This is a genomic window from Streptomyces sp. NPDC030995, from assembly GCF_055571215.1.
In genome coordinates, this window is record NZ_JBVIFS010000008.1 from 148,158 (window position 1) to 169,986 (window position 21,829).

Genomic DNA, 21,829 nt, shown 5'->3' on the forward strand with positions numbered 1-21,829 from the left:
GAAGAGCTTACTGTCGGGTGGGGGGACACGAAAAACTTCTCTTGCATGGGGCGGGGGTGATTTTTGTTCCGGGGGGGGAAGGGTGGTGTGGTCCCCCCCCCCCCCCCCCCCCCCCCCACAGCCATGTCCGGGAACGGGACCGGCGCGTCTGCGCGAGGTCGGCCGCGAAGCCGGCCGGTGGAAGGGGCCGGCGGCGAAAGGACCGGCCGCAAAGAGCCGGCCTCAAAAGGGCCGGCCGCAACGAAAGCCGGCTGGTGCCCTCGCCGTCCCGACGAGCACACCAGCCGACTTGGCCGTGCAATGGCTGATCAAGCAGCAGCCCCGACCTCCTGGAGCTCACGCAGGACTTCGGCCTCGGCGGCCTCCAGCTGCTCGGTCCAGTACTCGTTGAGCTGACCCTCGAAGTTCTTCCGGAAGACCTGAAGGCACCACTGCCGCTCGGCGGGCACCCGCTCGTGCTTGACGAAGAAGAACAGGTCGGCGGGGACGATGTGGCGCATCCCGAGCAGCGGCATCGGGCTGGTGAACGGGCGGAAGTCGTCGTTGTGGAGCCCGATGGTCTCGTGCGCCGGCCAGAAGTCGCCGAGCATGTAGCCGGCCTCCACCCACTCCGGCTTGAGCGCGGCGTGCACCCGGCCCATCATCGCCTTCATCTCGTGGTCCGGAAGCCCGTACGGAACCACCATGTTCACCAAGTAGATCCGGTCGGACCCCAGCTCCTCGGCCTGCTCGCGCAGCCGCCCGAGCAGCTCCCGGGCCAGCGCCATCAGCGCTTCGTCGCCCTCGTTCGCGTCGAACTCGACCATGTGGACGTAGTCACGGCGCAGGGCCTTCACCATGTAAGGGCATACGACACCGCTCCGTCCGAGGTCGGGATGGGGACTGGGTGTGTATGCCGTGAGCCAGTCACGAGCCTCGGTTGTCAGGTCGCGGGACATGTGCCCTCACTTCAGCGGTCGGCATGATCGGATTCGGCTGTCAGGCTAGGTTTCGCCGCTATCCCCTTGGCATCGCCCGCATTTCGCCGCCGGTTGCCGGTTGCCGGTTGCCGGTTGCCGGTCGCCAGCCGCCGCCCGCCGCCCGCCGATCGGGTCGGTGTTCACGTTCCCATGTAACCCGGTCCCACCGACGTGCGCCCATGTCGCCCTGAACCTGTGGATGTTGAAGCGTGAAATGGTTATCCACAGAGCTTTCGGGATCGGATCGGGCGCGGGACCTTCGTGCCATGACGAACGATCACACCTCACGCACCCCGTCCGACCGGCCCTCCATCAGCCCGGCCGGAGCCGCCAACGACCCGCAGATCACCCTGCGCAGCCCGGCCGAACTGGCCGACGCGCTGCCCTACATGCTCGGCTTCCACCCGACCGACTCCCTCGTCATGGTCGCGGTGCACGGCGAGGGCGGTCGCTTCGGCGGCCGGCTCCGCGTCGGCATTCCCGCCACCCCCGCGGAATGGGAGGACACCGCCCGGCAGGTCGCCGACTGCCTGATCAGGGGCAGCGAACGGCGCGGCGGCAGGCCCGACGGCATCGTCGTCTTCCTCTGTCAGGAGCCGCGCGGCGAAGAGAGCGGCCAGCGGGTGATGACCCGGCTCCGGCCGCTCGCCCAGCGGATCCGGCTGGCCTGCGGCGCACTGGACGTGCCGGTCCTGGAGGCCCTGTGCCTGTCCGCGGGGCGATTTTGGTCCTACGTCTGCCCCGACGAGCGGTGCTGTCCGGCCGAGGGCGGCCGGCTGGCCGCGGTCGGCACCTCGGTGATGGCCGCGGCGGCAACCTTCGCCGGACTCCAGGTCCGGGGCTCCCTCAAGGAGATCGAGGGCAGGCTGGCACCGCTGCGCGGGGCCGTGGCCGACGAGGCGGAACGGGCCCTGGACCGGGCGGCCGCCGCCCTGATGCCGAGGATCCTCGACGGGGCCACCCGGGAGGAGGTCGGTGCCGAGACCATCACACTGGCGCAGACCCTGCTGCGGCGCATGACCCTGGCCCCGCCCGTCGAAGGCGGACCGCGCGCCGACGACTGGGACGACGCGCTCCTCGGCCACGACGAGGCGGCCTCGCTGATCCTCGGCCTCCAGGACCGCGAGATCCGGGACATCGCCGCCGAGTGGATGGAGGACGAGGAGGCGGCCCCCGCCCTGCGACTGTGGCGGGCCCTCGCCCGGCGCTGTGTCGGGGCCTACGGCGAGCACGCCGCGGCCCCCCTCACCCTTGCCGGCTGGGTCTCCTGGTCCACCGGGGACGAGCCGACCGCCCGGATCGCCCTGGGCCTGGCCCTGCGGGCGGACGCCGAGTACCGCTTCGCCCAGCTGCTCCACCACGCGTGCAACGAAGGGATCGACCCCGAGGGGCTGCGGCAGTGCCTGCGCGAGGAGCGACGCCGCCGCGAGCCCCGGCGCGCGCGCTCCGCGGCCGGCAGCCGCCCTCCCGGCCGACGGGCCCGGACGGCACCCCGCCGTTCCCCGCGCCGCACCGCGGGGAGCGAGCAGTGAACGCGCGCCGGCCCGCGCGCGCCACCCCGCGGCCGCGGCTCCGGCGCGCCCCGGGCGTGACCCGGGCGGGGGTGGGGGCGTTCAGCTGGGGGGTGGTGGGGGCCCGGCCACGCCGCCGCCCAGCTGAACCGACCGGAGCGCAGACAAGGCGACACATGTCTCACCCCGCACCTCCCCGCCCAGCCAGCGTGCCCCCCGCCCGCAGGCCCGAACTGCCGCCCGTGCACGGCGCCGTCATCTGCGTCGCCGCGCCCTGCCTGGTCATCTCGCCGGAGCACGGCCAGCTGACCGGGCGGGGGATCGACGGGATCTACCGCTCCGGGCGCCGACTGCTCTCCCGGTGCGTGCTGCGCGTCGGCGGCCGGGACCCGGTCGCCGTCCAGGGGCGCAGCCTCGGCGCCGACCGGGCCGCCTTCACCGCGACGGTGCGCACCGGAGCGGAGCCCGGCCCCGACCCGGACATCGGTGTGGAACGGGTCCGGCACGCCGACGGCACCGAGCGGATCACCCTGCGCAGTTTCTCGGCCCGGTCGGTACGCCTCCCCGTGGAGGTGCTGCTCGGCACCGACCTGGCCGAGCTGGCCGCCGTGGCCGCCGGCCGGGCCGGGCCGGAGCTGCCCGCCGGGGTGCACGCCGCCGGGCTGCGCTGGAGCAACGGCGAGGCGCAGGCCGTCACCGCCGCCGAACCGCCGCCGGACGACGCGCTGGCCTCGGCCGGTCTGCTGCGCTGGCAGCTCGAGCTGGGCCCCGGCGAATCCCGCACCATCGAGCTGCGCACCACGCACGACCGCGCGGTGCGTGCCCCCGCCGGGCAGGTGGCGAACCCGCTGGCCGACGCGCGGGCCGAGGGGGACGACCCGAGGGCCGAGGCGTGGTTCCGGACCAGCGTCGAGGACCTGGGCGCCCTGCTCCTGAGGGACCCGGAGCAGCCGGGCGACGCCTTCGCGGCCGCGGGGGTGCCCTGGCGGCTGGGCCTGGCCCCGGCCGAGTCGCTCTGGGCGGCCAGGATGGCGCTGCCCCTCGGCACCGGTCTCGCCGCGGCCACCCTGCGCGTCCTGGCCCGGACCCAGACCGACGGGCGCGGGCCCGACGCCGGGAAGATCCCCGGCCCGCTGCGCGGAGCGGGCCCGCAGCTCCCGCCGGGATGCACCGGAACCGAGGCGACCCTGGCCTTCCCCGCGGTGCTCGCCGAAGCCCGGCTCTGGGGCATGCCGGAAGAGGAGGTGGCCCGACTGCTCCCGGCTGCCGAGCGGTGCCTCGACTGGCTGCGCGGAGCTCTGGGCGAGGACGGCTTCGTGGCCGACCCCGTGCCGGGTCCGCGGCGCTGCGAGACCCAGGCCCACGCCCACCGGGCCGCCGTGCTCGGCGCGGATCTCCTCGCCGGCTGCGGGCGGCCCGGCGCCGAGGAGTGGCGGGACCGGGCGGCCGCGCTGCGGGAGCGGTTCCGGGCCGGCTTCTGGATCGACGGCCCGGACGGCGGCCGCCCCGCTTCGGCCCTCCATCCCGACGGCCGGCCGCTGCCCCGGCTGACGGGGGCCGCCGCCCATCTGCTCGACACCGGACTGCTCGGCGCCGGCCGGATCGCCCCGGGGCTGCTGGACCGGGCCCGCACCGAGCAGCTGGCCCGGCTGCTCGGAGCCCCCGCCATGGATTGCGGATGGGGGCTGCGGAGCATGGCCGTCAAGGAGCCGGGGCACAACCCGTACGGCCACCGCTCGGGCGCGGTGCGGGCGTACGAGAGCGCCGTGGCCGTGGCGGGGCTGGCCCAGGCGGGCTTCGAGAAGGAGGCCGCGGGCCTGCTGCGGGGCCTGCTGGACGCGGCGGAGACCTTCGGGTACCGGCTGCCGGAGATGTTCGCGGCGGAGCAGCGCACCGCGGGCAGCGCCCCGATCCCGCACCCGGCGGCCTGCCGCCCGGCCGCGGTGGCCGCGGCGGCCGGGGTCCACGTGCTGACCGCCCTCGCCGGGATCCGCCCCGACGCCCCCACGGGCACGGTCGCCCTCGCCCCCCTGCCCGGCGCCCCCCTCGGTGCGCTCCGGCTCTCGGGGCTGCGCGTGTCGGGGGAGCCCTTCGCCGTCAGGATCAGCCGGCTCGGCCTCGGCATGGTGGAGGAGGCCGCGGATGCGCTCCAGCTGGGAGGCTAGTGCTGTGACCGGAAAGGTTCACCGGGTCGCGGCCCCCGGCACGGCACCTCGCCGCGTTGTCGGACCGCGCCGGTACGTCCAGTACGAGCCGCGGCCCTCCGCCTTGCGATGCGTCCCCTAGGCCCTGCGGGCCTGGGGAGGCCCCATGGCACCGGACGCCGCGACCCGGCAAACCTTTCCGGCCACAGCACTAGGGAGCACCTCGTCGATCAAGCGGGACAGCCTGGTCGACGAGAGACCCCCGGGCCTCGGAACAGTGACTTCAAGGTCACCAAAGCGCTGTTTATCGTCAGGCAGACGACTATGATCGCGGCATGTCGCCCTACGACCCGTCGGCCTTCCCGCCCTTTGCCGTCACCGTCGACCTGGTCGTGCTCACCGTGCGGCGCCACGCGCTCTGCGCGCTGGTCGTCAGACGGGGTGAGCAGCCGTTCCAGGGTCGCTGGGCGCTGCCCGGCGGATTCGTCCGCGAGGACGAGGACCTGGCCGCGGCCGCCGCCAGGGAGCTCTCCGAGGAGACCGGGCTGTGCGCCCACGACCCCGCCCTGCCGGGCGAGGGCAACGGGGCACACCTCGAACAGCTGGCGACCTACGGCGATCCGAAGCGCGATCCGCGGATGCGCGTCGTCAGCGTGGCGCATCTGGTGCTGGCTCCGGACCTGCCGGCGCCACGGGCCGGGGGAGACGCCAACAGCGCGCGCTGGGCCCCCGTCGACGAGCTGCTGGCCGCCACCGGCGAGGGCCCCGCGGGACTCGCCTTCGACCACGCCCAGATCCTCGCCGACGGTGTGGAGCGGGCCCGCTCGAAGATCGAGTACTCCTCACTGGCCACGGCCTTCTGCCCGCCCGAGTTCACCGTCGGCGAGCTGCGCCGGGTCTATGAGGCCGTCTGGGGCGTGGCCCTCGACCCGCGGAACTTCCACCGCAAGGTCACCGGAACCCCCGGGTTCCTGGTGCCGGCCGGGGGGACGACGACCCGTCAGGGCGGGCGTCCGGCCCAGCTGTTCCGCGCGGGCGGGGCGACCCTGCTCAATCCGCCGATGCTGCGTCCGGAAGTCTGACACCACGGCACACGCGCCCGCGCCGGGCGCGCCCTCGGCGCCGAGCCCGACGTCGATATCGGCATCCCATCGGACCGGTTGCGCCGAAAATCGGACATATCGCGTTATCTTGCTTGCGGTACTCACCCTGCCGCAGAGCGGTCTCACCCCCCGCGAGAGAAGCGATGCTCCAGGCCATCGGACTTACCAGCAAACCCCGTTCCCACACTCGGCCCCTCGTGGACGACCTCACCTTCGAGGCCCGCCCGGGGCACGTCACCGCCCTGCTCGGCGAGCCGGGGTCGGGCAAGACCACCGCGCTGCGGCTCATGCTCGAACTCGAACCGGGCCGCGGCGTCACCTATTTCCGCGGCCGCCCGCTGCACCGGATCCCGCACCCCGGCCGTGAGGTCGGCGTGCTGCTCGGCGATGTCCCCGGCAATCCGTCGCGGACCGTCCGCAACCAGCTGCGGATGCTCTGCGCCGCCGCCGGGGTGCCGGCCTCCCGGGCCGACACCATGCTGGAGGTCGTCGGTATCGCGGGCCTGCGGGACCAGCGGCTCGGCTCGCTGTCGCTCGGCATGGAGCGCCGGGTCGCGCTCGCCTCGGCGCTGCTCGCCGATCCGTGCACCCTGCTCCTGGACGAGCCCGGCGCCGGACTCTCCCCCCGCGAACGCGGCTGGCTGCACGGGCTGCTGCGCGGCCACGCCTCCCTCGGCGGAGCGGTGCTGTTCACCACCGACGACGCCAAGGAGGCCGCCCGCAGCGCCGACCGCGTCGTCAGCATCGAGGCGGGCCGGCTCGTCGCCGACCAGGACGCCGCCGAGTTCGCCCGGACCCGGCTGCGGCCGCGGGTCGCCGTGCGCACTCCGCACGCCGCCCGGCTGGCCGACGTACTGGGCCGGGAGGCCCGGGCCGCGCAGCGCTCGGTGGAGATCGTCGAGGAGAGCGGCAGCCGCCTGTCGGTGTACGGCAGCAACTGCGCCGAGGTCGGCGAGGCGGCCTTCCGCCACGGCGTGCTGGTCCACCAGCTCGCCGACGAGACGGGTGACGCCGGCGCGCCGACGGCGCCCGTCCCGCCCGCCCGCGCCGCCGCCGGAAGCCCGTCGGAGCCCGGCGAGGCCTTCGCCGAGGCCTCCGGCAGCCGCCCCCGGCGCGCCCGCGCCCAGCGGCCGGCCTCGGCCGTGCGCCGCGTGGGCGGGCCGCTGCGGCCGCTGCGCTACGAGTTGCTCCGCGTCTTCGGCACCGCCACCCCCGTCCTCACCGCCGCCCTCGTCGTCGCCGTCTCCGTCCTCACCGCCCTGGTGCTGGCCCGGGTCGGGCAGACCCCGCAGAACCGGTTGCTCGCCGCCTGGCCGGAGCTGCTGCCGCTGCCGCCCGCCGCCCTGGGCGCGGGACTGCTCGGCGCGCTGGCCTTCGGCGAGGAGTACCGCTACCCCGCGCTCGCCGCCGACCGCGGCACCGTGCCGCGCCGGATGGGGCTGCTCACCGCCAAGCTCGGCATCTGCGCCGCCCTCGCCCTGCTGATGGGCGCCCTGGCCGTGGCGGCCGACGCCGCCGCCCTCGCGCTCGTCTTCGACAGCGGCCCGCTGCGCACCCCGGCGCAGTGGCTGTTGCCGGCCGCGAGTTGGGCCGGGCTGCTCATCGGCTGCGCCTGGGCCGGCGTACTGGCCTCCGGCGTCTTCCGGTCCGCCACGGCGGGACTGGCCGCGGTGCTCGCCGTACCGGTGGTGGTGGTTCCGCTGGTGCGCCGGGCACTGGAGGGCTCGTCCGCGTACCCGGTGACCGGTCTCGCGGCCCGGCTGCGCGGCCTGACCTGGGTGCAGTGGCCGCCGGAGGCGGACCGTCTGCTCGTGGGGGCCCTACGGGTGATGGCCCAACCCGTCGGGACCGCGTTGGTGTTGTCGCTGATGGTCCTGTTGTGCGCCTATGGGTTCACCGGACTGCGCAGCCGGGTCCGTTGGTGATCATTCCGGTGCGGGAGTGGTCACGGACGGGACCGTTGCAGTCCGTGTCGCGTGAAGCGGACCGCAACTCCCCGCAAAAGGCCCGGTTATTTACGATAAGTCGTCAATTGCGTAGGTGGCACCGATCACCCTTTCGTGTGCTTTTCACCAAAGACCTCAAGGGTCATCGAGGCACGGCCGACAAAGGATTCGTGAGTACCCTTGCGCACACCATGATGACCGCCGCCCGCCATGCCGACTCCGGCCTCGCCGGCCCGGGCGAACTCGACCGCTACCCCTACGCGGAGGCCCCCGGGTCCGACCGCGTCGGAGCGCCCCACTGGGACGGAGCCGACGTCGAGTTGAGCCGTGTGGGCCGCCGCGCGGCAGGCAGCCGCGGACGCGGACTGCACGGCCAACTCGTCCAGCAGCTCGGCCAGATGATCGTCTCCGGCGACCTCGGCGCGGACCGCCCGCTGGTCCCCGAGGAGATCGGCCAGCGCTTCGAGGTCTCCCGTACGGTCGTCCGCGAATCGCTGCGGGTCCTGGAGGCCAAGGGCCTCGTCAGCGCCCGCCCCAACGTCGGCACCCGGGTCCGCCCCGTCGCCGACTGGAACCTGCTAGATCCCGACATCATCGAGTGGCGCGCCTTCGGCCCCCAGCGCGACGACCAGCGCCGCGAACTGGGCGAGCTCCGCCTGACCATCGAACCCCTCGCCGCCCGCCTCGCCGCCGGCCACGGACGGCCGGACATCCAGCAGCGCCTCGCGGACATGGTCGAGATCATGGGCCACGCCCTCGGTCAGGGTGACTCGATCACCTTCGCGCGCGCCGACAACGAGTTCCACGCGCTGCTCATCCAGGTCGCCGGCAACCGCATGCTGGAGCACCTCTCCGGCATCGTCTCCGCCGCCCTCCAGGTCTCCGGCAGCCCGATCACGGCCTGCGACCGCCCGAGCGAGACCTGCGTCGCGCACCACGCCCGGATGGTCGAGGCCATCGCCGCGGGTGACGCGACGGGCGCCGAGAACGCCATGCGTCAGCTCCTGACGGTTCATCCGGAGGTCGAGCGCGTGGTTCCCGCCCCGCGCGAGCACTGACGGGCGGATGCGCGGGGGCGTGGGGGTGCACGACGTGTCGCCGGGCCCGGTCGGGTCCGGCGACACCCGCGTAGGGGCCTCGTGGAGGCCGCGCAGAAACCGCGTAGAAACCGTGGGTATGACCCTATGACCGGCATTCGTGCATACGGGGTGTGACTCGGGACACGAAGATTGGGCGTAACGCTCCGCGAGGTCACGCGATGACCTAAGAGGTGATGGCCGACGGAGGGAAGACAGCAGCCCTTGGGGGTGCTGTGCAGCTCCCCGGCCCCTGCCCGCGCCGCCGGCCCATCCCCGGTCGGAGGTCGTCGGCTCCGGTCCAGCACCACCAGGCCCGGGGTCGGAAGCCGTTTCCATCGTTCCGAGAGGTTGTTCGTGTCGGCCAGCACATCCCGTACGCTCCCGCCGGAGATCGCCGATTCCGAGTCTGTGATGGCGCTCATCGAGCGGGGCAAGGCCGAGGGGCAGATCGCCGGCGATGACGTGCGTCGGGCCTTCGAGGCTGACCAGATTCCTGCGACCCAGTGGAAGAATGTTCTGCGCAGCCTCAACCAGATCCTCGAGGAAGAGGGTGTGACGCTGATGGTCAGTGCCGCGGAGTCGCCCAAGCGCACCACCCGCAAGAGCGTCGCAGCGAAGAGCCCGGCCAAGCGGACGGCCACCGAGCCCGTCGCCAAGAAGACGGCGGCGAAGACGACGGCAGCGAGCACCACGGCCACCACCGCGGCTCCGGCAGCCGAGACGGCGGACCCGGACACCCCGGACGCTCTCGCGCAGGAGCCCGAGCCCACCGCGAAGAAGACGGCGGCGAAGAAGACCGCGGCGAAGAAGACCGCGCCCGCCAAGAAGACCGCTGCCAAGAAGACGACCGCGAAGAAGACCGCCGCCAAGAAGGACGCCGACGAGGCGGGAGACGACGAGACCCCCGACGAGGGTCCCGACGCCGCCAAGGCCGAGGCCGACGAGGAGGAGGAGGGCGGCGAGAACAAGGGCTTCGTCATCTCCGACGACGAGGACGACGCCCCCGCCCAGCAGGTCGTGGTCGCCGGCGCCACCGCCGACCCGGTCAAGGACTACCTCAAGCAGATCGGCAAGGTCCCCCTCCTCAACGCCGAGCAGGAGGTGGAGCTCGCCAAGCGCATCGAGGCGGGCCTCTTCGGCGAGGACAAGCTGGCGAACTCCGACAAGCTGGCGCCCAAGCTCAAGCGCGAGCTGGAGATCATCGCCGAGGACGGCCGCCGCGCCAAGAACCACCTGCTGGAGGCCAACCTCCGTCTCGTGGTCTCCCTCGCCAAGCGCTACACCGGCCGCGGCATGCTCTTCCTGGACCTGATCCAGGAGGGCAACCTGGGTCTGATCCGCGCGGTCGAGAAGTTCGACTACACCAAGGGCTACAAGTTCTCCACGTACGCGACCTGGTGGATCCGTCAGGCGATCACGCGCGCCATGGCCGACCAGGCCCGCACCATCCGCATCCCGGTCCACATGGTCGAGGTCATCAACAAGCTCGCCCGCGTGCAGCGCCAGATGCTCCAGGACCTGGGCCGCGAGCCCACCCCGGAGGAGCTGGCCAAGGAACTCGACATGACCCCCGAGAAGGTCATCGAGGTCCAGAAGTACGGCCGCGAGCCGATCTCCCTGCACACGCCGCTGGGTGAGGACGGCGACAGCGAGTTCGGCGACCTCATCGAGGACTCCGAGGCCGTCGTCCCGGCCGACGCCGTGAGCTTCACGCTCCTCCAGGAGCAGCTGCACTCGGTGCTCGACACCCTGAGCGAGCGCGAGGCCGGCGTGGTCTCCATGCGCTTCGGCCTCACGGACGGCCAGCCCAAGACCCTGGACGAGATCGGCAAGGTCTACGGGGTCACGCGTGAGCGGATCCGCCAGATCGAGTCGAAGACCATGTCGAAGCTGCGCCACCCGTCCCGCTCCCAGGTGCTGCGCGACTACCTGGACTGACCGGGAGGGCGGCCTGGGGCCGTACGCCGGTGGCCGCGCGGGTGCGCTCGGCCACCGGGCATCCCACTCTGGGTGGAGTCATGCACACTCGGAGTCAGGAGGCCTCATGCGTCGTCCCTTTGCCCGTGCTCTGGCGGGCGCGCTGACCCTGGCGGCGGGAGCGGCAGCGGCGCCGCTCGCCCAGGTGCCGCAAGCGGCCGCGGACAGCGTGGTGATCGGCGGGAAGCCGGTGAAGGTGGCCGACAGCCCCTGGGTCGTGGCCCTCGCCAGCCGTGACCGGTTCGGGGGTACGCGGGCCGGACAGTTCTGCGGGGGCGTCATCGTGGCCCCGACCAAGGTGCTGACCGCGGCGCACTGCCTGGGCCGCGAGGTGCTGGGCGGCCCGGTCGAGTCCGTGCCCGACTTCCGGGTGATCGCCGGGCGTACGGAGCTCCGGGCGAGCGAGGGCCGGGAGATCGCGGTGCGCGGGGCCCGGGTGAATCCGGCCTACGACCCGCAGAGCAACGCCGGGGACCTCGCCGTACTGGAGCTGGCCGAGCCCGTGCCGCCCCACCACGTGCTCCCCCTGGCGCAGGCGGGGCATCCCGCCTACGGGGCGGGGACCGAGGCGGCCGTATACGGCTGGGGCGACACGAGCGGCTTCGGTGACTACGCGTACGGCCTGCGTGCCGCGCAGGTGACGGTGCTGGAGGACGAGGTCTGCGGGCGGGCCTACCCGGGGGACTCGGAGGGCCAGTACCGGGCCGATTCCATGGTGTGCGCGGGGGACGGCGGAGGCGGCAGGGACGCCTGCCAGGGCGACAGTGGAGGGCCGCTGGTGGCGCAGGGGCGGCTCATCGGGGTGGTCTCGTGGGGGCGGGGCTGCGGGCGCGCCGACAGCCCGGGGGTCTATACGCGCATCGCCCCGCTGACCGACTTCGTGACAGCCCCGGAGACGGGCGCGGAGCCCGCCGGGGCTCCGGAGACCGCATCGGACGCCCGGAGGGGCTCCGGGCCGGGTGCAGGGCCCGTGGAGGGGCATCCCACGCGGTAGGGCGGATATGAGGACGGGCGGCACCCCTGGGTCTCAGGGGTGCCGCCCGTCGACCGGCTTGGCCGGTCCTGGCTCGTCGGATGCGAGGTGCAGGCCTGTGTCAGCGGTCCTCGGGTTCGGCATGGGCAGCCGGAGCGGACGTGAGCCGCTCGGTCTCATCCTGTATTTCCGCGGCGATCTTCTTGAGTTCCGGCTCGAACTTGCGACCGTGGTGGGCGCAGAAGAGCAGTTCACCGCCGCTCAGCAGGACGACGCGCAGATATGCCTGGGCGCCGCAACGGTCGCATCGGTCAGCGGCCGTCAGCGGGGTCGCGGGTGTCAGAACAGTAGTCACGTCGCCTCTTCTCTAGCTCGACGAGCTGTCGTACCAGGGTCAACATCCAACCAGGCCGAAAACGTTCCCGCTCGCGGCTTTTCCTCGAAACTTCCTTCCGAAGCTGGCCGGCTGTTGCCGGTTGGCGGCGAAGGAGCCGTATTGCGTTGCTTTACGGTTTCGCGTTGTCAGTCCGTGCGCTTGTTGCAGTTCCATCCTCCCCGGCGAGAGTGCCAGGTTGTTCATGAGGACGTGCCCGAACCCTAAATGGTTCATGCGCGGAAGGGAACGTGATGTTTCCTTCACTCCCCCGGGGGATCGAACACCCGTGCGGATCTGGACTAGGCTGAGGATCGCGCGAGGGTGGCGTTGCATCGGCTCTACCTGGCCTCGGTACCCTTCGACCGGCAGCCGAGCCACCCCTGCGCCCGATCGGGCCAGAAAAGAAATTCAGCGAGGAGCGAACTGCGTGACCGCCGACACGTCCGTGCCTTCCAGCGCGCTGCTGTCCGGAGCAGACCGGGACGGTTCCAACTACACCGCGCGGCACCTGCTCGTCCTCGAAGGGCTGGAGGCCGTCCGCAAGCGCCCCGGCATGTATATCGGCTCGACCGACAGCCGGGGCCTGATGCACTGCCTCTGGGAGATCATCGACAATTCCGTCGACGAGGCCCTGGGCGGCTACTGCGACCACATCGAGGTGATCCTCCACGAGGACGCCTCGGTCGAGGTCCGGGACAACGGCCGCGGCATTCCCGTGGACGTCGAGCCCAAGACCGGCCTGTCCGGCGTCGAGGTCGTCATGACCAAGCTGCACGCCGGCGGCAAGTTCGGCGGTGGCTCGTACGCGGCCTCCGGCGGCCTGCACGGCGTCGGTGCCTCCGTGGTCAACGCCCTCTCCGCCCGTCTGGACGTCGAGGTCGACCGCAACAGCGCGACCCATGCCATCAGCTTCCGCCGCGGCGTCCCGGGGATGTTCACCGAGCAGGGCCCCGACAGCCCCTTCGACCCCGCCAACGGCCTGCGCAAGGCCAAGCGGGTCCCCAAGGGCCGCACCGGCACCCGGGTCCGCTACTGGGCCGACCGCCAGATCTTCCTCAAGGACGCCCGGCTCAATCTGGAGACGCTCTACCAGCGCGCCCGCCAGACCGCCTTCCTCGTCCCCGGCCTGACCCTGGTCGTCCGCGACGAGCGGGGCATCGACGGGGCCGGCAAGACCGAGGAGACCTTCCGCTTCGACGGCGGCATCAGCGAATTCTGCGAGTACCTCGCCCAGGACAAGGCCGTCTGCGACGTGCTGCGCCTGACCGGCACGGGCACCTTCAAGGAGACCGTCCCGGTCCTCGACGACCGTGGCCACATGACCCCCACCGAGGTCACCCGCGAGCTCGGCGTGGACATCGCCCTGCGCTGGGGCACGGGCTACGAGACCAACGTCAAGTCCTTCGTGAACATCATCGCCACCCCCAAGGGCGGCACCCACGTCTCCGGCTTCGAGCGCTCGGTCGCCAAGACCGTGAACGAGGTGCTGCGCTCGGCCAAGCTGCTGCGCGTCGCCGAGGACGACGTGGTCAAGGACGACGCGATGGAGGGCATGACGGCCGTCGTCACGGTCCGCCTCGCCGAGCCGCAGTTCGAGGGCCAGACCAAGGAGGTCCTCGGCACCTCGGCGGCCACCCGGATCGTCGCCGCCGTCGTCGCCAAGGAGCTCAAGGCCTTCCTGACCTCCACCAAGCGCGACGACAAGCAGCAGGCCCGCGCCGTGATGGAGAAGATCGTCGCGGCCGCCCGGACCAGGATCGCGGCCCGTCAGCACAAGGAGGCGCAGCGCCGCAAGACCGCGCTGGAGACCTCCTCGCTCCCCGCCAAGCTGGCCGACTGCCGCAGCGACGACGTGGAACGCAGCGAGCTCTTCATCGTCGAGGGGGACTCCGCCCTCGGCACCGCGAAGCTCGCCCGGAATTCTGAATTCCAGGCGCTCCTGCCCATCCGCGGCAAGATCCTCAACGTCCAGAAGTCCTCGATCTCGGACATGCTGAAGAACGCCGAGTGCGGGGCGATCATCCAGGTCATAGGAGCCGGCTCGGGCCGGACCTTCGACATCGACGCCGCCCGGTACGGCAAGATCGTGCTGCTCGTCGACGCCGACGTGGACGGCGCGCACATCCGCTGCCTGCTGCTCACGCTCTTCCAGCGGTACATGCGGCCGATGGTCGAGGCCGGCCGGGTCTTCGCGGCCGTGCCGCCGCTGCACCGGATCGAGCTGGTCCAGCCCAAGAAGGGCCAGGACAAGTACGTGTACACGTATTCGGACAACGAGCTGCGCCAGACCCTGTTGGAGTACCAGCGCAAGAACATCCGCTACAAGGACGCGATCCAGCGCTACAAGGGCCTCGGCGAGATGGACGCGGACCAGCTGGCGGAGACCACCATGGACCCCCGCTTCCGTACCCTGCGCCGGATCAACATCGGCGACCTGGACTCGGCCGAGCAGGTCTTCGACCTGCTCATGGGCAATGAGGTGGCCCCGCGCAAGGAGTTCATCACGAGCTCCGCGGCGACCCTGGACCGCTCGCGCATCGACGCCTGACCCGGGCGCCAGCGGCGCGCGCTGCCGGCGGTCGGCAGCGGCTGACCGGTCGGCGCCACGGCACACCGGTCCTCTTCACTCCATCACCTGTTGGAGTGAAGAGGACCGGGACACCAGTCCGGAAACCGTCCATACCGCACATCCTTGTGGGCACGCGGCCAATGCGGCAGCGGACAAGGAGAGTTCGGTGGACAAGCACGAAGGTCGTGATGCCGGAACGATCCGGCTGGACGACCCCTGGTACGACGCGCTGGCCGTCGGCTGGGGGGAGGGCGAGGAAGCGTCCCCGCCGCGCCCGGCCCCCGGCGGCCGCCCCGCGCCCGGCGCATCCGACATCTACCTCGAAGTGCAGCGCAGCGCCGCCTTCCAGGAGGTCCGCAGCCGCTACCGCGGGTTCGTCGTTCCCGCGACCGCCGGTTTCTTCCTCTGGTACGTCGCCTACGTGGTCGCCGCCACCACCGCGCCCGGCCTGATGGCCCGGCCCGTCGTCGGCGCGGTCAATGTGGCCATGCTGGCGGGGCTCGGCCAGTTCCTCACCACCTTCCTGCTGACCTGGGCCTACGCCCGGCACGCGCGGCTGCGCCGGGACCGTGCCGCACTCGACCTGCGCTGGACCGTCTTCGAGCAGGAGCGCGGCCAGGAGCGGACCCGGGCGAGGGGGGCCGGCCGGTGACCACCGAACACCAGACCCTCGCGCTGATCCTGTTCAGCGTCTTCATCGCGGTGACCCTGGGCATCACCACCTGGGTCAGCCGCAACCGGCACGGGTCGGCGGAGGAGTTCTACGCGGGCGGGAGACTCTTCTCCCCGATGGAGAACGGTTTCGCCATCGCGGGCGACTACATGTCCGCCGCCTCCTTCCTCGGCATCTCCGGCCTGATCGCCCTCTTCGGCTACGACGGCATGCTCTACTCGGTGGGCTTCCTCGTCGCCTGGCTGGTGGTGCTGTTCCTGGTCGCCGAACTGGTCCGCAACTGCGGGCGCTTCACCCTCGCCGACGTGGTCGCCGCCCGGATGAGCGAGCGGCCGGTGCGGATCGCGGCCGGCACCTCCTCGGTCGTCGTCTCCGTCCTCTACCTCGTCGCGCAGATGGTCGGCGCGGGCAGTCTGGTCGGCCTCCTGCTGGGGAACTCGAGCGCCGTGGCGCGGACCCTCGCCGTGGTCGGGGTGGGCGCCCTGATGGTCGTCTACGTGTCCTTCGGCGGGATGCGGGCCACCACCTGGATCCAGATCGTCAAGGCCGTACTGCTGATGGGCGGGGCGATCACCCTGACCGTGCTCGTGCTCCTGCGCTTCCACGGGAACGTCGACCAGCTGCTCAGCAGCGCCGCCGAGCGCAGCGGGCACGGGACCCGGTTCCTGGGCCCCGGGCTCAAGTACGGCGGGGACTGGACCGCCCGTGTCGACTTCATGAGCCTCGGCCTCGCGCTGGTCCTCGGGACCGCCGGACTGCCGCACATCCTGTCGCGCTTCTACACCGTGCCCACCGCGCGGGCGGCCCGCCGCTCGGTGGTGTGGGCGATCGCCCTCATCGGCGGCTTCTACCTGATGACCATCGTGCTCGGCTTCGGGGCGGCCGCGCTGGTGGGCCCGGACGAGGTACGGGCGTCCAACGCCTCCGGGAACACGGCCGTTCCGCTGCTCGCGGCCTTCCTCGGCGGGGGCGCCGGCTCCACCGGCGGCGCGGTGCTGTTCGCCTTCGTCGCCGCCATCGCCTTCGCCACCATCCTGGCCGTGGTGGCCGGGATCACCTTGGCCTCCTCGGCCTCCGTCGCCCACGACCTGTACGCCTCCCTCAAGCGCCGGCACGCCAGGCAGCGCAGCGAGGTCTCGGTGGCCCGGGCCGCGGCCGTCGGCATCGGGGCGGTGGCGATCGCCCTCGGGCTGCTCGCCCAGAACCTCAATGTGGCGTTCCTGGTGGGGCTGGCCTTCGCCGTGGCGGCCTCGGCCAACCTGCCGGTGCTGCTGTACTCGCTCTTCTGGCGCGGCTTCACCACGCGGGGAGCCGTCTGGTCGGTGTACGGCGGCCTGGTGCCGGCGGTGCTGCTGGTGCTGGTCTCGCCGGTGGTGTCGGGCAGCGCGGAGTCGCTCTTCCCGGGGGTGGACTTCCAGTTCTTCCCGCTCCAGAACCCGGGGATCGTCTCGATCCCGCTGGGCTTCCTGGCCGGCTGGCTGGGGACGGTCACCTCGAGCGAGGAACCGGACGAGGCGAAGCACGCCGAGACGGAGGTCCGCTCCCTGACCGGCGCCGGAGCGGTCTGAGCGCCGCCGGACACCTCCTGGGGCCGGTCATTTCGGATCAGGCCGGGCCCTCGGAGGGGAGCCAGGTGTAGAGGTGTTCCGGGCGGCCCGTCTCGCCGTAGCGCAGGGCCAGGGTGACGCGGCCGGTGCGTTCCAGGAGCTTCAGGTAGCGCTGGGCGGTCTGGCGGCTGATGCCGGCGCGGTCGGCGATCTGCTGGGTGGACAGGGGGCCGTCGGCGGAGCGCAGGACCTGGCGGACCAGTTCCGCGGTGGTGGGGGAGTGGCCCTTGGGCAGCTCGTTCGCGGAGCCCGCGGCGGCGAGGGCGCCGAAGATCCGGTCCACCTCCGCCTGTTCGGCCTCGCCGCCCGTGTCCAGGGTGCGGCGCAGGGCTCGGTACGCCTCCAGCCGGGTGCGCAGCCCGGCGAAGGTGAAGGGCTTGACCAGGTACTGGAGGGCGCCGAGGCGCATGGCGGCCTGCACGGTGGCGAGGTCGCGGGCGGCGGTGACCATGATCACATCGGTGCGGTGGCCGAGCTGGCGCAGGCGCCGGACCAGGTCCAGGCCGTTCTCGTCGGGGAGGTAGTGGTCCATGAGGACCAGGTCCACGGGATGCGTGGTGAGGAACTCCAGGGCCTCGGCCGCGGAATGGGCCTGCGCCGCCACCCGGAAACCGGGAACCTTCGCCACGTACGCCGCGTTGATCCGGGCAACACGCATGTCGTCGTCGACGACCAATACGTTGATCGGGGTCTCGTTCATCGCAGGGCCTCCGGGAGTACGACGGAGAATTCCGCCCCTCCGTCCGCTGCTTCACCGGCCCGGGCGCTGCCGCCCTGCCGCTCCGCGAGGCGGCGTACGAGGGCGAGACCCAGCCCGCGCTCGCGGTGCGCCCTGGGCTGCTTGGTCGACCAGCCCTCCGTGAAGATCTCCTCGCGGCGCGCGGCGGGGACCCCGGGGCCGCTGTCGCGCACGTGCAGCACGGCGGTACGGCCTTCGGCGCGCAGCTCCACCTCGACCAGGGGCGCCGTCGAACCGGCCGCGGCGTCCAGCGCGTTGTCCACCAGGTTGCCGAGGATCGTGACGAGGCCGCCCGGGTCCACCAGGCGGTCGGGGAGGAGGGTGCTCGCGGCCAGCCGCAGGGGGACGCCCCGCTCGGCCGCCACGGTCGCCTTGCCCACGAGGAGGGCGGCCAGCAGCGGGTCGTGGACCTTCTCGGTGACCTGTTCGGCGGTCGTCCGGTGCACCCCGACGACCTCCGTCACGAACTCCACCGCCTCCTCGTGCAGGCCCAGCTCCAGCAGGCCGAGGAGGGTGTGGAGGCGGTTGGCGTGCTCGTGGTCCTGGGCGCGCAGGGCATCGATGAGGCCCCGGGTGGAGTCGAGCTCGCGGCCCAGGTGTTCCAGCTCGGTGCGGTCGCGCAGGGTGGCGACGGCGCCGCCGTCCTCGGTGGGCATGCGGTTGGCCACCAGGACCCGGGGGCCCTGCACGGTGAGCAGGTCCCGGCCGGTGACGCGGCCCGACAGGACGTCGGCGGTGCGCCCGCCGGCGAGTACCTCGTCCAGCGGGCGGCCGGCGAAGGTGCCGGTGGAGTCCGGGGTGAGGCCCAGCAGCCGGGCGGCCTCGTCATTGACCAGCCGGACCCGGCCGTCCGGTGCGAGGGCGATCACGCCCTCGCGGATGGAGTGGAGCATCGCCTCGCGCTCGGCGAGGAGGCCGGCGATGTCGGAGAAGGCCAGGTTCCGGGTCTGGCGCTGGATCCTGCGCGAGAGCAGATAGGCGGCGAGCGCCCCTGCCACCAGGGCGCCGCCCGCGTAGGCGAGCAGGCCGGGGATGGCACCGAGCAGCCGGTCGCGGACGCTGTCGTAGGGGATGCCGACCGAGACGGCGCCGATGATCTCGCCGTCGGCCGCCAGGAGCGGAACCTTGCCGCGCGCGGACCGGCCCAGCGTGCCCTCGTCGATCTCCATGACCTCGCGGCCCGCCAGGGCCTCGCTCGGGTCGGTGGAGACGGGCAGCCCGATCCGGTCGGCACTCGGGTGCGAGCGGCGGATGCCGTCCAGGTCGAGGACGACCACGTACTCGGCGCCGGTGGCCCGGCGGATCCGCTCGGCCGAGGCCTGCACCGGATTGTCCGGCGAGGTCCCGGAGTCCAGCAGGTCGGCGGCCAGCGAGGGGTCGGCCGCGGCGCTCTGCGCGATGGCCAGGGCGCGCCGCATGGCCTGGTCGTCGAGCTGCGCGCTCAGCGGTGCCAGGAACAGGCCGGTCGCCAGTACGAGGACCCCGGCGGCGATGGCCAGCTGGGTCAGCAGGATCTGGGAGACGGCCCGTCTGGGCAGCCCGAGGCGCCGAGCGCTCATGAGGAGGAACCGCATGGGGAGCAACGTTAGGTCGGTCGGAGCGTAAGCGGAATCTCCAGCCCGAACCGCTCGACGCCCGGCGCGGGGTCCTGGGGGCCCCGAGGCGGCCGGGGCGGGCCGTCGGACCCCGTCAGGGCATCGGCTGTGGCGGGCGAGGACCGTGGTACTGCCCGCTCGGGCGCATCCGCAGCGGCCGCTCCTGGTACTCCTCCAGGGCGTGCGCGATCCAGCCCGCCGTCCGGGCCACCGCGAAGACCGTCTCCCCGGCCTCCGCCGCCATCCCGCACGACACCGTCAGGACGGCCAGCGCCAGGTCCACATTGGCGTGCAGCCCGCGGCCCTGCCGGGCCATCACCGCGGCCACCTCGCGCGCCGCACCCAGCGCCGGACCGGCCTGCTCCAGCCCCTCCAGCCGGGCGAACAGCGCCCCCGCACGCGGGTCCTCGCCCTGGTACAGCCGGTGGCCGAGCCCCGGGACCCGGCGCCCCGCCCGCAGGTACTCCGCCACCACCGGCGCGGCCCCGCCCTGTTCCAGCACCTCCACCAGCATCCGGTGCGCGAGCCGCCCGGCGGCGCCGTGCAGCGGCCCTTCGAGCGCGCCGAGCCCGGCCGACACCGCCGCGTACGGATGGGCCCGCGCCGACGCGGCCACCCGTACGGCCAGGGTCGAGGCGGCCAGATCGTGGTCGACCAGCAGCGCCAGCGCCAGGTCCAGCGCGGCCAGCGCGTCCGGGTCCGGCTCCCGCGCAGTCAGCCGCGACCACAGCTCCCGGGCGATCCGGCCGTCCCCGGCCCACCGGGCGGGGCCCAGCACCGGGAGCGCGCCGACCAGGGTGGGGATCAGAGAGCGCGCGGAGCCGAGCACCGCCTCCTCGGACAGGTCGAAGCGCAGCGGATCCGCCACCGCGGCGGCGGCGACCGCCACCCGCAGCCGGTCGATGGGGCCGCCGTGTTCCGGCAGCGCCGCCACCGCCCGGCGGGCCGCCGCCAGGGGCTCCGGGGGAGCGGTGAACCGCGCACCGCGCGCGAGCGCCCCCGTCCAGAGCCACTCGGCGACCTCCTCGTAGCGGTACCGCGAGGCCAGGGCCACGGCGTCGACGCCCCGGAAGTAGTACCGGTCGGACTCGATGAGCGTGAGCCCGGTGCGTACGGAGAGGTCCCCGGCGGGGGTGGCCGCCTCGCGGCGGCTCCGCCGGGCCAGCTCCTCCACCTCGGCCGCGTCGAAGCTGCTGCCCCGCCCGGCCGGATCGCGGCGGCTGGCGAGCTGCCCGCGGCTGACGTACGCGTACACCGTGGCCGGTTTCACTCCGAGCAGCCGGGCCGCCTCCTGCGTGCTGAGCCTGCGCCCGCCGTCCGTCTCGTCGCTCATGACGAACACCCTACAGATGGATGCGTGTATTGATTCAATCAGCATTGACAAGGATTCAATCCATCATGGATGGTCGATGCATGAACACCGCCGTAGAAGTACCCCGCGGTCTCGCGGGAGTCGTGGTCACCGAAACCGAGCTGGGCGACGTCCGAGGCCGTGAGGGCTTCTACCACTACCGCCAGTACTCGGCCGTCGAACTCGCCGCCGGGCGCAGCTTCGAGGACGTGTGGCACCTGATGTTCCGCGGCACGCTGCCCGCGGACCCCGCCGAGCGGGCCGCCTTCGCCGCCGAGACCGTCCCGCTGCGCCGACTGCCCGAGGAGGTACGGGACGCCCTGCCGGGGCTGGCACGCGCCACCCGGCTCTCCGGCCCGCTCGCCGGGCTGCGCACCGCGCTCTCGCTGCTCGGCGCCGCCGCAGGCTTCCGCCCGGTGTACGACCTCGACCCCGCCCGCCGGGCCGCCGACGCGCTGGCCGCCTGCGCCGCCGTACCGACGCTGCTGACCGCCCTGTACCGGCTGGGCCAGGGCCTGGAGCCGGTGGAGCCGCGCGACGACCTCCCGTACGCCGCCAACTACCTCTACATGCTGACCGGCCAGGAGCCCGAGCCGGTCAAGGCCCGCGCGATCGAGCGGTACCTGATCTCCACGGTCGACCACGGTTTCAACGCCTCGACCTTCACCGCCCGCGTGATCGCCTCCACCGGCGCCGATGTCGCGGCCTGTCTGACCGGGGCCGTCGGAGCCCTCTCCGGCCCGCTGCACGGCGGCGCCCCGAGCCGGGCCCTGGACACCCTCGACGCCATCGGCACCGCGGACCGGATCGGGCCGTGGATCCGCGAGCGGGTCCTGGCGGGCGACCGGATCATGGGCTTCGGCCACCCCGTCTACCGCACCGAGGACCCCCGCTCACGCATGCTGCGTGACATCGCCCGACAGTTCGGCGGCCCCCTCGTGGACTTCGCCATCGAGGTCGAGAGCCAGGTCGAGGAGATCCTCGCCGAGCTCAAGCCGGGCCGCGAACTGCACACCAACGTGGAGTTCTACGCGGGCGTGGTCATGGAGCTGTGCGGGCTGCCGCGCGAGATGTTCACCCCGACCTTCTGCGCGGCCCGCGTGGTCGGCTGGAGCGCGAACGTCCTCGAACAGGCCGCCGATCCGAAGATCATCCGCCCGGCCGCCCGGTACACCGGCCCCACCCCGCCCCAGCCGGTGCCGCCGCTCGGCTGACGGAGCCTGACTA

General features: G+C 72.9%; 16 protein-coding genes. 11 read left to right on the forward strand and 5 right to left on the reverse strand.

From position 1 onward, the window contains the following. Positions 1-308: 308 nt before the first annotated feature. Entirely contained in the window at positions 309-938 is a 630-nt protein-coding gene (locus ACZ45T_RS15450) for a DUF6875 domain-containing protein (RefSeq protein WP_468441348.1), read from the reverse strand. A gap of 287 nt (positions 939-1,225) precedes the next feature. Here ACZ45T_RS15450 and ACZ45T_RS15455 point away from each other — a divergent pair, with 287 nt between their 5' ends. The 7 genes from ACZ45T_RS15455 (at position 1,226) to ACZ45T_RS15485 (ending at position 11,713) form a co-directional block, all read left to right on the forward strand. Next, positions 1,226-2,491: a DUF4192 domain-containing protein gene (locus ACZ45T_RS15455; RefSeq protein WP_468441350.1), complete on the forward strand. Its 1,266-nt coding sequence runs from the start codon at positions 1,226-1,228 to the stop codon at positions 2,489-2,491. A 155-nt stretch (positions 2,492-2,646) separates the two neighbouring features. Next, positions 2,647-4,635 carry a glycogen debranching N-terminal domain-containing protein gene (locus ACZ45T_RS15460; RefSeq protein WP_468441352.1) on the forward strand — a complete coding sequence of 663 codons (1,989 nt, stop codon included), beginning with the start codon at positions 2,647-2,649 and terminating at the stop codon, positions 4,633-4,635. Positions 4,636-4,949: 314 nt separating this feature from the next. Beyond that, positions 4,950-5,696 carry an NUDIX hydrolase gene (locus ACZ45T_RS15465; RefSeq protein WP_468441354.1) on the forward strand — a complete coding sequence of 249 codons (747 nt, stop codon included), beginning with the start codon at positions 4,950-4,952 and terminating at the stop codon, positions 5,694-5,696. A 164-nt stretch (positions 5,697-5,860) separates the two neighbouring features. Then, positions 5,861-7,642: an ATP-binding cassette domain-containing protein gene (locus tag ACZ45T_RS15470; protein ID WP_468441356.1), complete on the forward strand. Its 1,782-nt coding sequence runs from the start codon at positions 5,861-5,863 to the stop codon at positions 7,640-7,642. 137 nt (positions 7,643-7,779) lie between these two features. Continuing rightward, on the forward strand, positions 7,780-8,721 hold the full coding sequence (locus ACZ45T_RS15475; protein WP_468441358.1) for a FadR/GntR family transcriptional regulator: 942 nt from the start codon (positions 7,780-7,782) through the stop codon (positions 8,719-8,721). A 375-nt stretch (positions 8,722-9,096) separates the two neighbouring features. Continuing rightward, a complete protein-coding gene (locus ACZ45T_RS15480; RefSeq protein WP_468441360.1) occupies positions 9,097-10,680 on the forward strand; it encodes an RNA polymerase sigma factor in 1,584 nt (527 codons plus the stop codon). A 106-nt stretch (positions 10,681-10,786) separates the two neighbouring features. Further along, positions 10,787-11,713: a serine protease gene (locus ACZ45T_RS15485; protein ID WP_468441362.1), complete on the forward strand. Its 927-nt coding sequence runs from the start codon at positions 10,787-10,789 to the stop codon at positions 11,711-11,713. 100 nt (positions 11,714-11,813) lie between these two features. Here ACZ45T_RS15485 and ACZ45T_RS15490 read toward each other — a convergent pair whose 3' ends face one another. Further along, on the reverse strand, positions 11,814-12,047 hold the full coding sequence (locus ACZ45T_RS15490) for a DUF7455 domain-containing protein (RefSeq protein ID WP_030028922.1): 234 nt from the start codon (positions 12,045-12,047) through the stop codon (positions 11,814-11,816). Positions 12,048-12,495: 448 nt separating this feature from the next. Between ACZ45T_RS15490 and ACZ45T_RS15495 the strand changes: the two genes are divergently transcribed. The 3 genes from ACZ45T_RS15495 (at position 12,496) to ACZ45T_RS15505 (ending at position 16,878) form a co-directional block, all read left to right on the forward strand. Next, complete coding sequence (locus ACZ45T_RS15495) at positions 12,496-14,616, forward strand: DNA gyrase/topoisomerase IV subunit B (RefSeq protein ID WP_468441364.1); 2,121 nt, start codon at positions 12,496-12,498, stop codon at positions 14,614-14,616. 187 nt (positions 14,617-14,803) lie between these two features. Continuing rightward, a complete protein-coding gene (locus ACZ45T_RS15500) occupies positions 14,804-15,289 on the forward strand; it encodes a DUF485 domain-containing protein (RefSeq protein ID WP_468441366.1) in 486 nt (161 codons plus the stop codon). Further along, positions 15,286-16,878 carry a solute symporter family protein gene (locus tag ACZ45T_RS15505; protein WP_468441368.1) on the forward strand — a complete coding sequence of 531 codons (1,593 nt, stop codon included), beginning with the start codon at positions 15,286-15,288 and terminating at the stop codon, positions 16,876-16,878. Before ACZ45T_RS15500 ends, ACZ45T_RS15505 begins: the two co-directional genes overlap by 4 nt. A gap of 37 nt (positions 16,879-16,915) precedes the next feature. Here the strand turns inward: ACZ45T_RS15505 and ACZ45T_RS15510 are convergent, their stop codons facing one another. The 3 genes from ACZ45T_RS15510 to ACZ45T_RS15520 form a co-directional block, all read right to left on the reverse strand. Continuing rightward, the gene (locus ACZ45T_RS15510) at positions 16,916-17,617 is read right to left on the reverse strand and encodes a DUF7342 family protein (RefSeq protein WP_468441370.1); all 702 of its coding nucleotides are present in this window, start codon (positions 17,615-17,617) and stop codon (positions 16,916-16,918) included. Further along, a complete protein-coding gene (locus tag ACZ45T_RS15515; protein WP_468441372.1) occupies positions 17,614-19,215 on the reverse strand; it encodes a sensor histidine kinase in 1,602 nt (533 codons plus the stop codon). Before ACZ45T_RS15515 ends, ACZ45T_RS15510 begins: the two co-directional genes overlap by 4 nt. Positions 19,216-19,345: 130 nt before the next feature. After that, on the reverse strand, positions 19,346-20,584 hold the full coding sequence (locus tag ACZ45T_RS15520) for a citrate synthase (RefSeq protein ID WP_468441374.1): 1,239 nt from the start codon (positions 20,582-20,584) through the stop codon (positions 19,346-19,348). Between the two features lie 65 nt (positions 20,585-20,649). Here ACZ45T_RS15520 and ACZ45T_RS15525 point away from each other — a divergent pair, with 65 nt between their 5' ends. Further along, the gene (locus ACZ45T_RS15525) at positions 20,650-21,816 is read left to right on the forward strand and encodes a citrate synthase/methylcitrate synthase (RefSeq protein WP_468441376.1); all 1,167 of its coding nucleotides are present in this window, start codon (positions 20,650-20,652) and stop codon (positions 21,814-21,816) included. The last annotated feature ends 13 nt before the right edge of the window (positions 21,817-21,829 follow it).

Coding starts and splice junctions, on each gene's coding strand:
- ACZ45T_RS15450 (WP_468441348.1), bottom strand. CDS start 938: ATGTCCCGCGACCTGACAACCGAGGCTCGTGACTGGCTCACGGCATAC.
- ACZ45T_RS15455 (WP_468441350.1), top strand. CDS start 1,226: ATGACGAACGATCACACCTCACGCACCCCGTCCGACCGGCCCTCCATC.
- ACZ45T_RS15460 (WP_468441352.1), top strand. CDS start 2,647: ATGTCTCACCCCGCACCTCCCCGCCCAGCCAGCGTGCCCCCCGCCCGC.
- ACZ45T_RS15465 (WP_468441354.1), top strand. CDS start 4,950: ATGTCGCCCTACGACCCGTCGGCCTTCCCGCCCTTTGCCGTCACCGTC.
- ACZ45T_RS15470 (WP_468441356.1), top strand. CDS start 5,861: ATGCTCCAGGCCATCGGACTTACCAGCAAACCCCGTTCCCACACTCGG.
- ACZ45T_RS15485 (WP_468441362.1), top strand. CDS start 10,787: ATGCGTCGTCCCTTTGCCCGTGCTCTGGCGGGCGCGCTGACCCTGGCG.
- ACZ45T_RS15510 (WP_468441370.1), bottom strand. CDS start 17,617: ATGAACGAGACCCCGATCAACGTATTGGTCGTCGACGACGACATGCGT.
- ACZ45T_RS15515 (WP_468441372.1), bottom strand. CDS start 19,215: ATGAGCGCTCGGCGCCTCGGGCTGCCCAGACGGGCCGTCTCCCAGATC.
- ACZ45T_RS15520 (WP_468441374.1), bottom strand. CDS start 20,584: ATGAGCGACGAGACGGACGGCGGGCGCAGGCTCAGCACGCAGGAGGCG.
- ACZ45T_RS15525 (WP_468441376.1), top strand. CDS start 20,650: ATGGATGGTCGATGCATGAACACCGCCGTAGAAGTACCCCGCGGTCTC.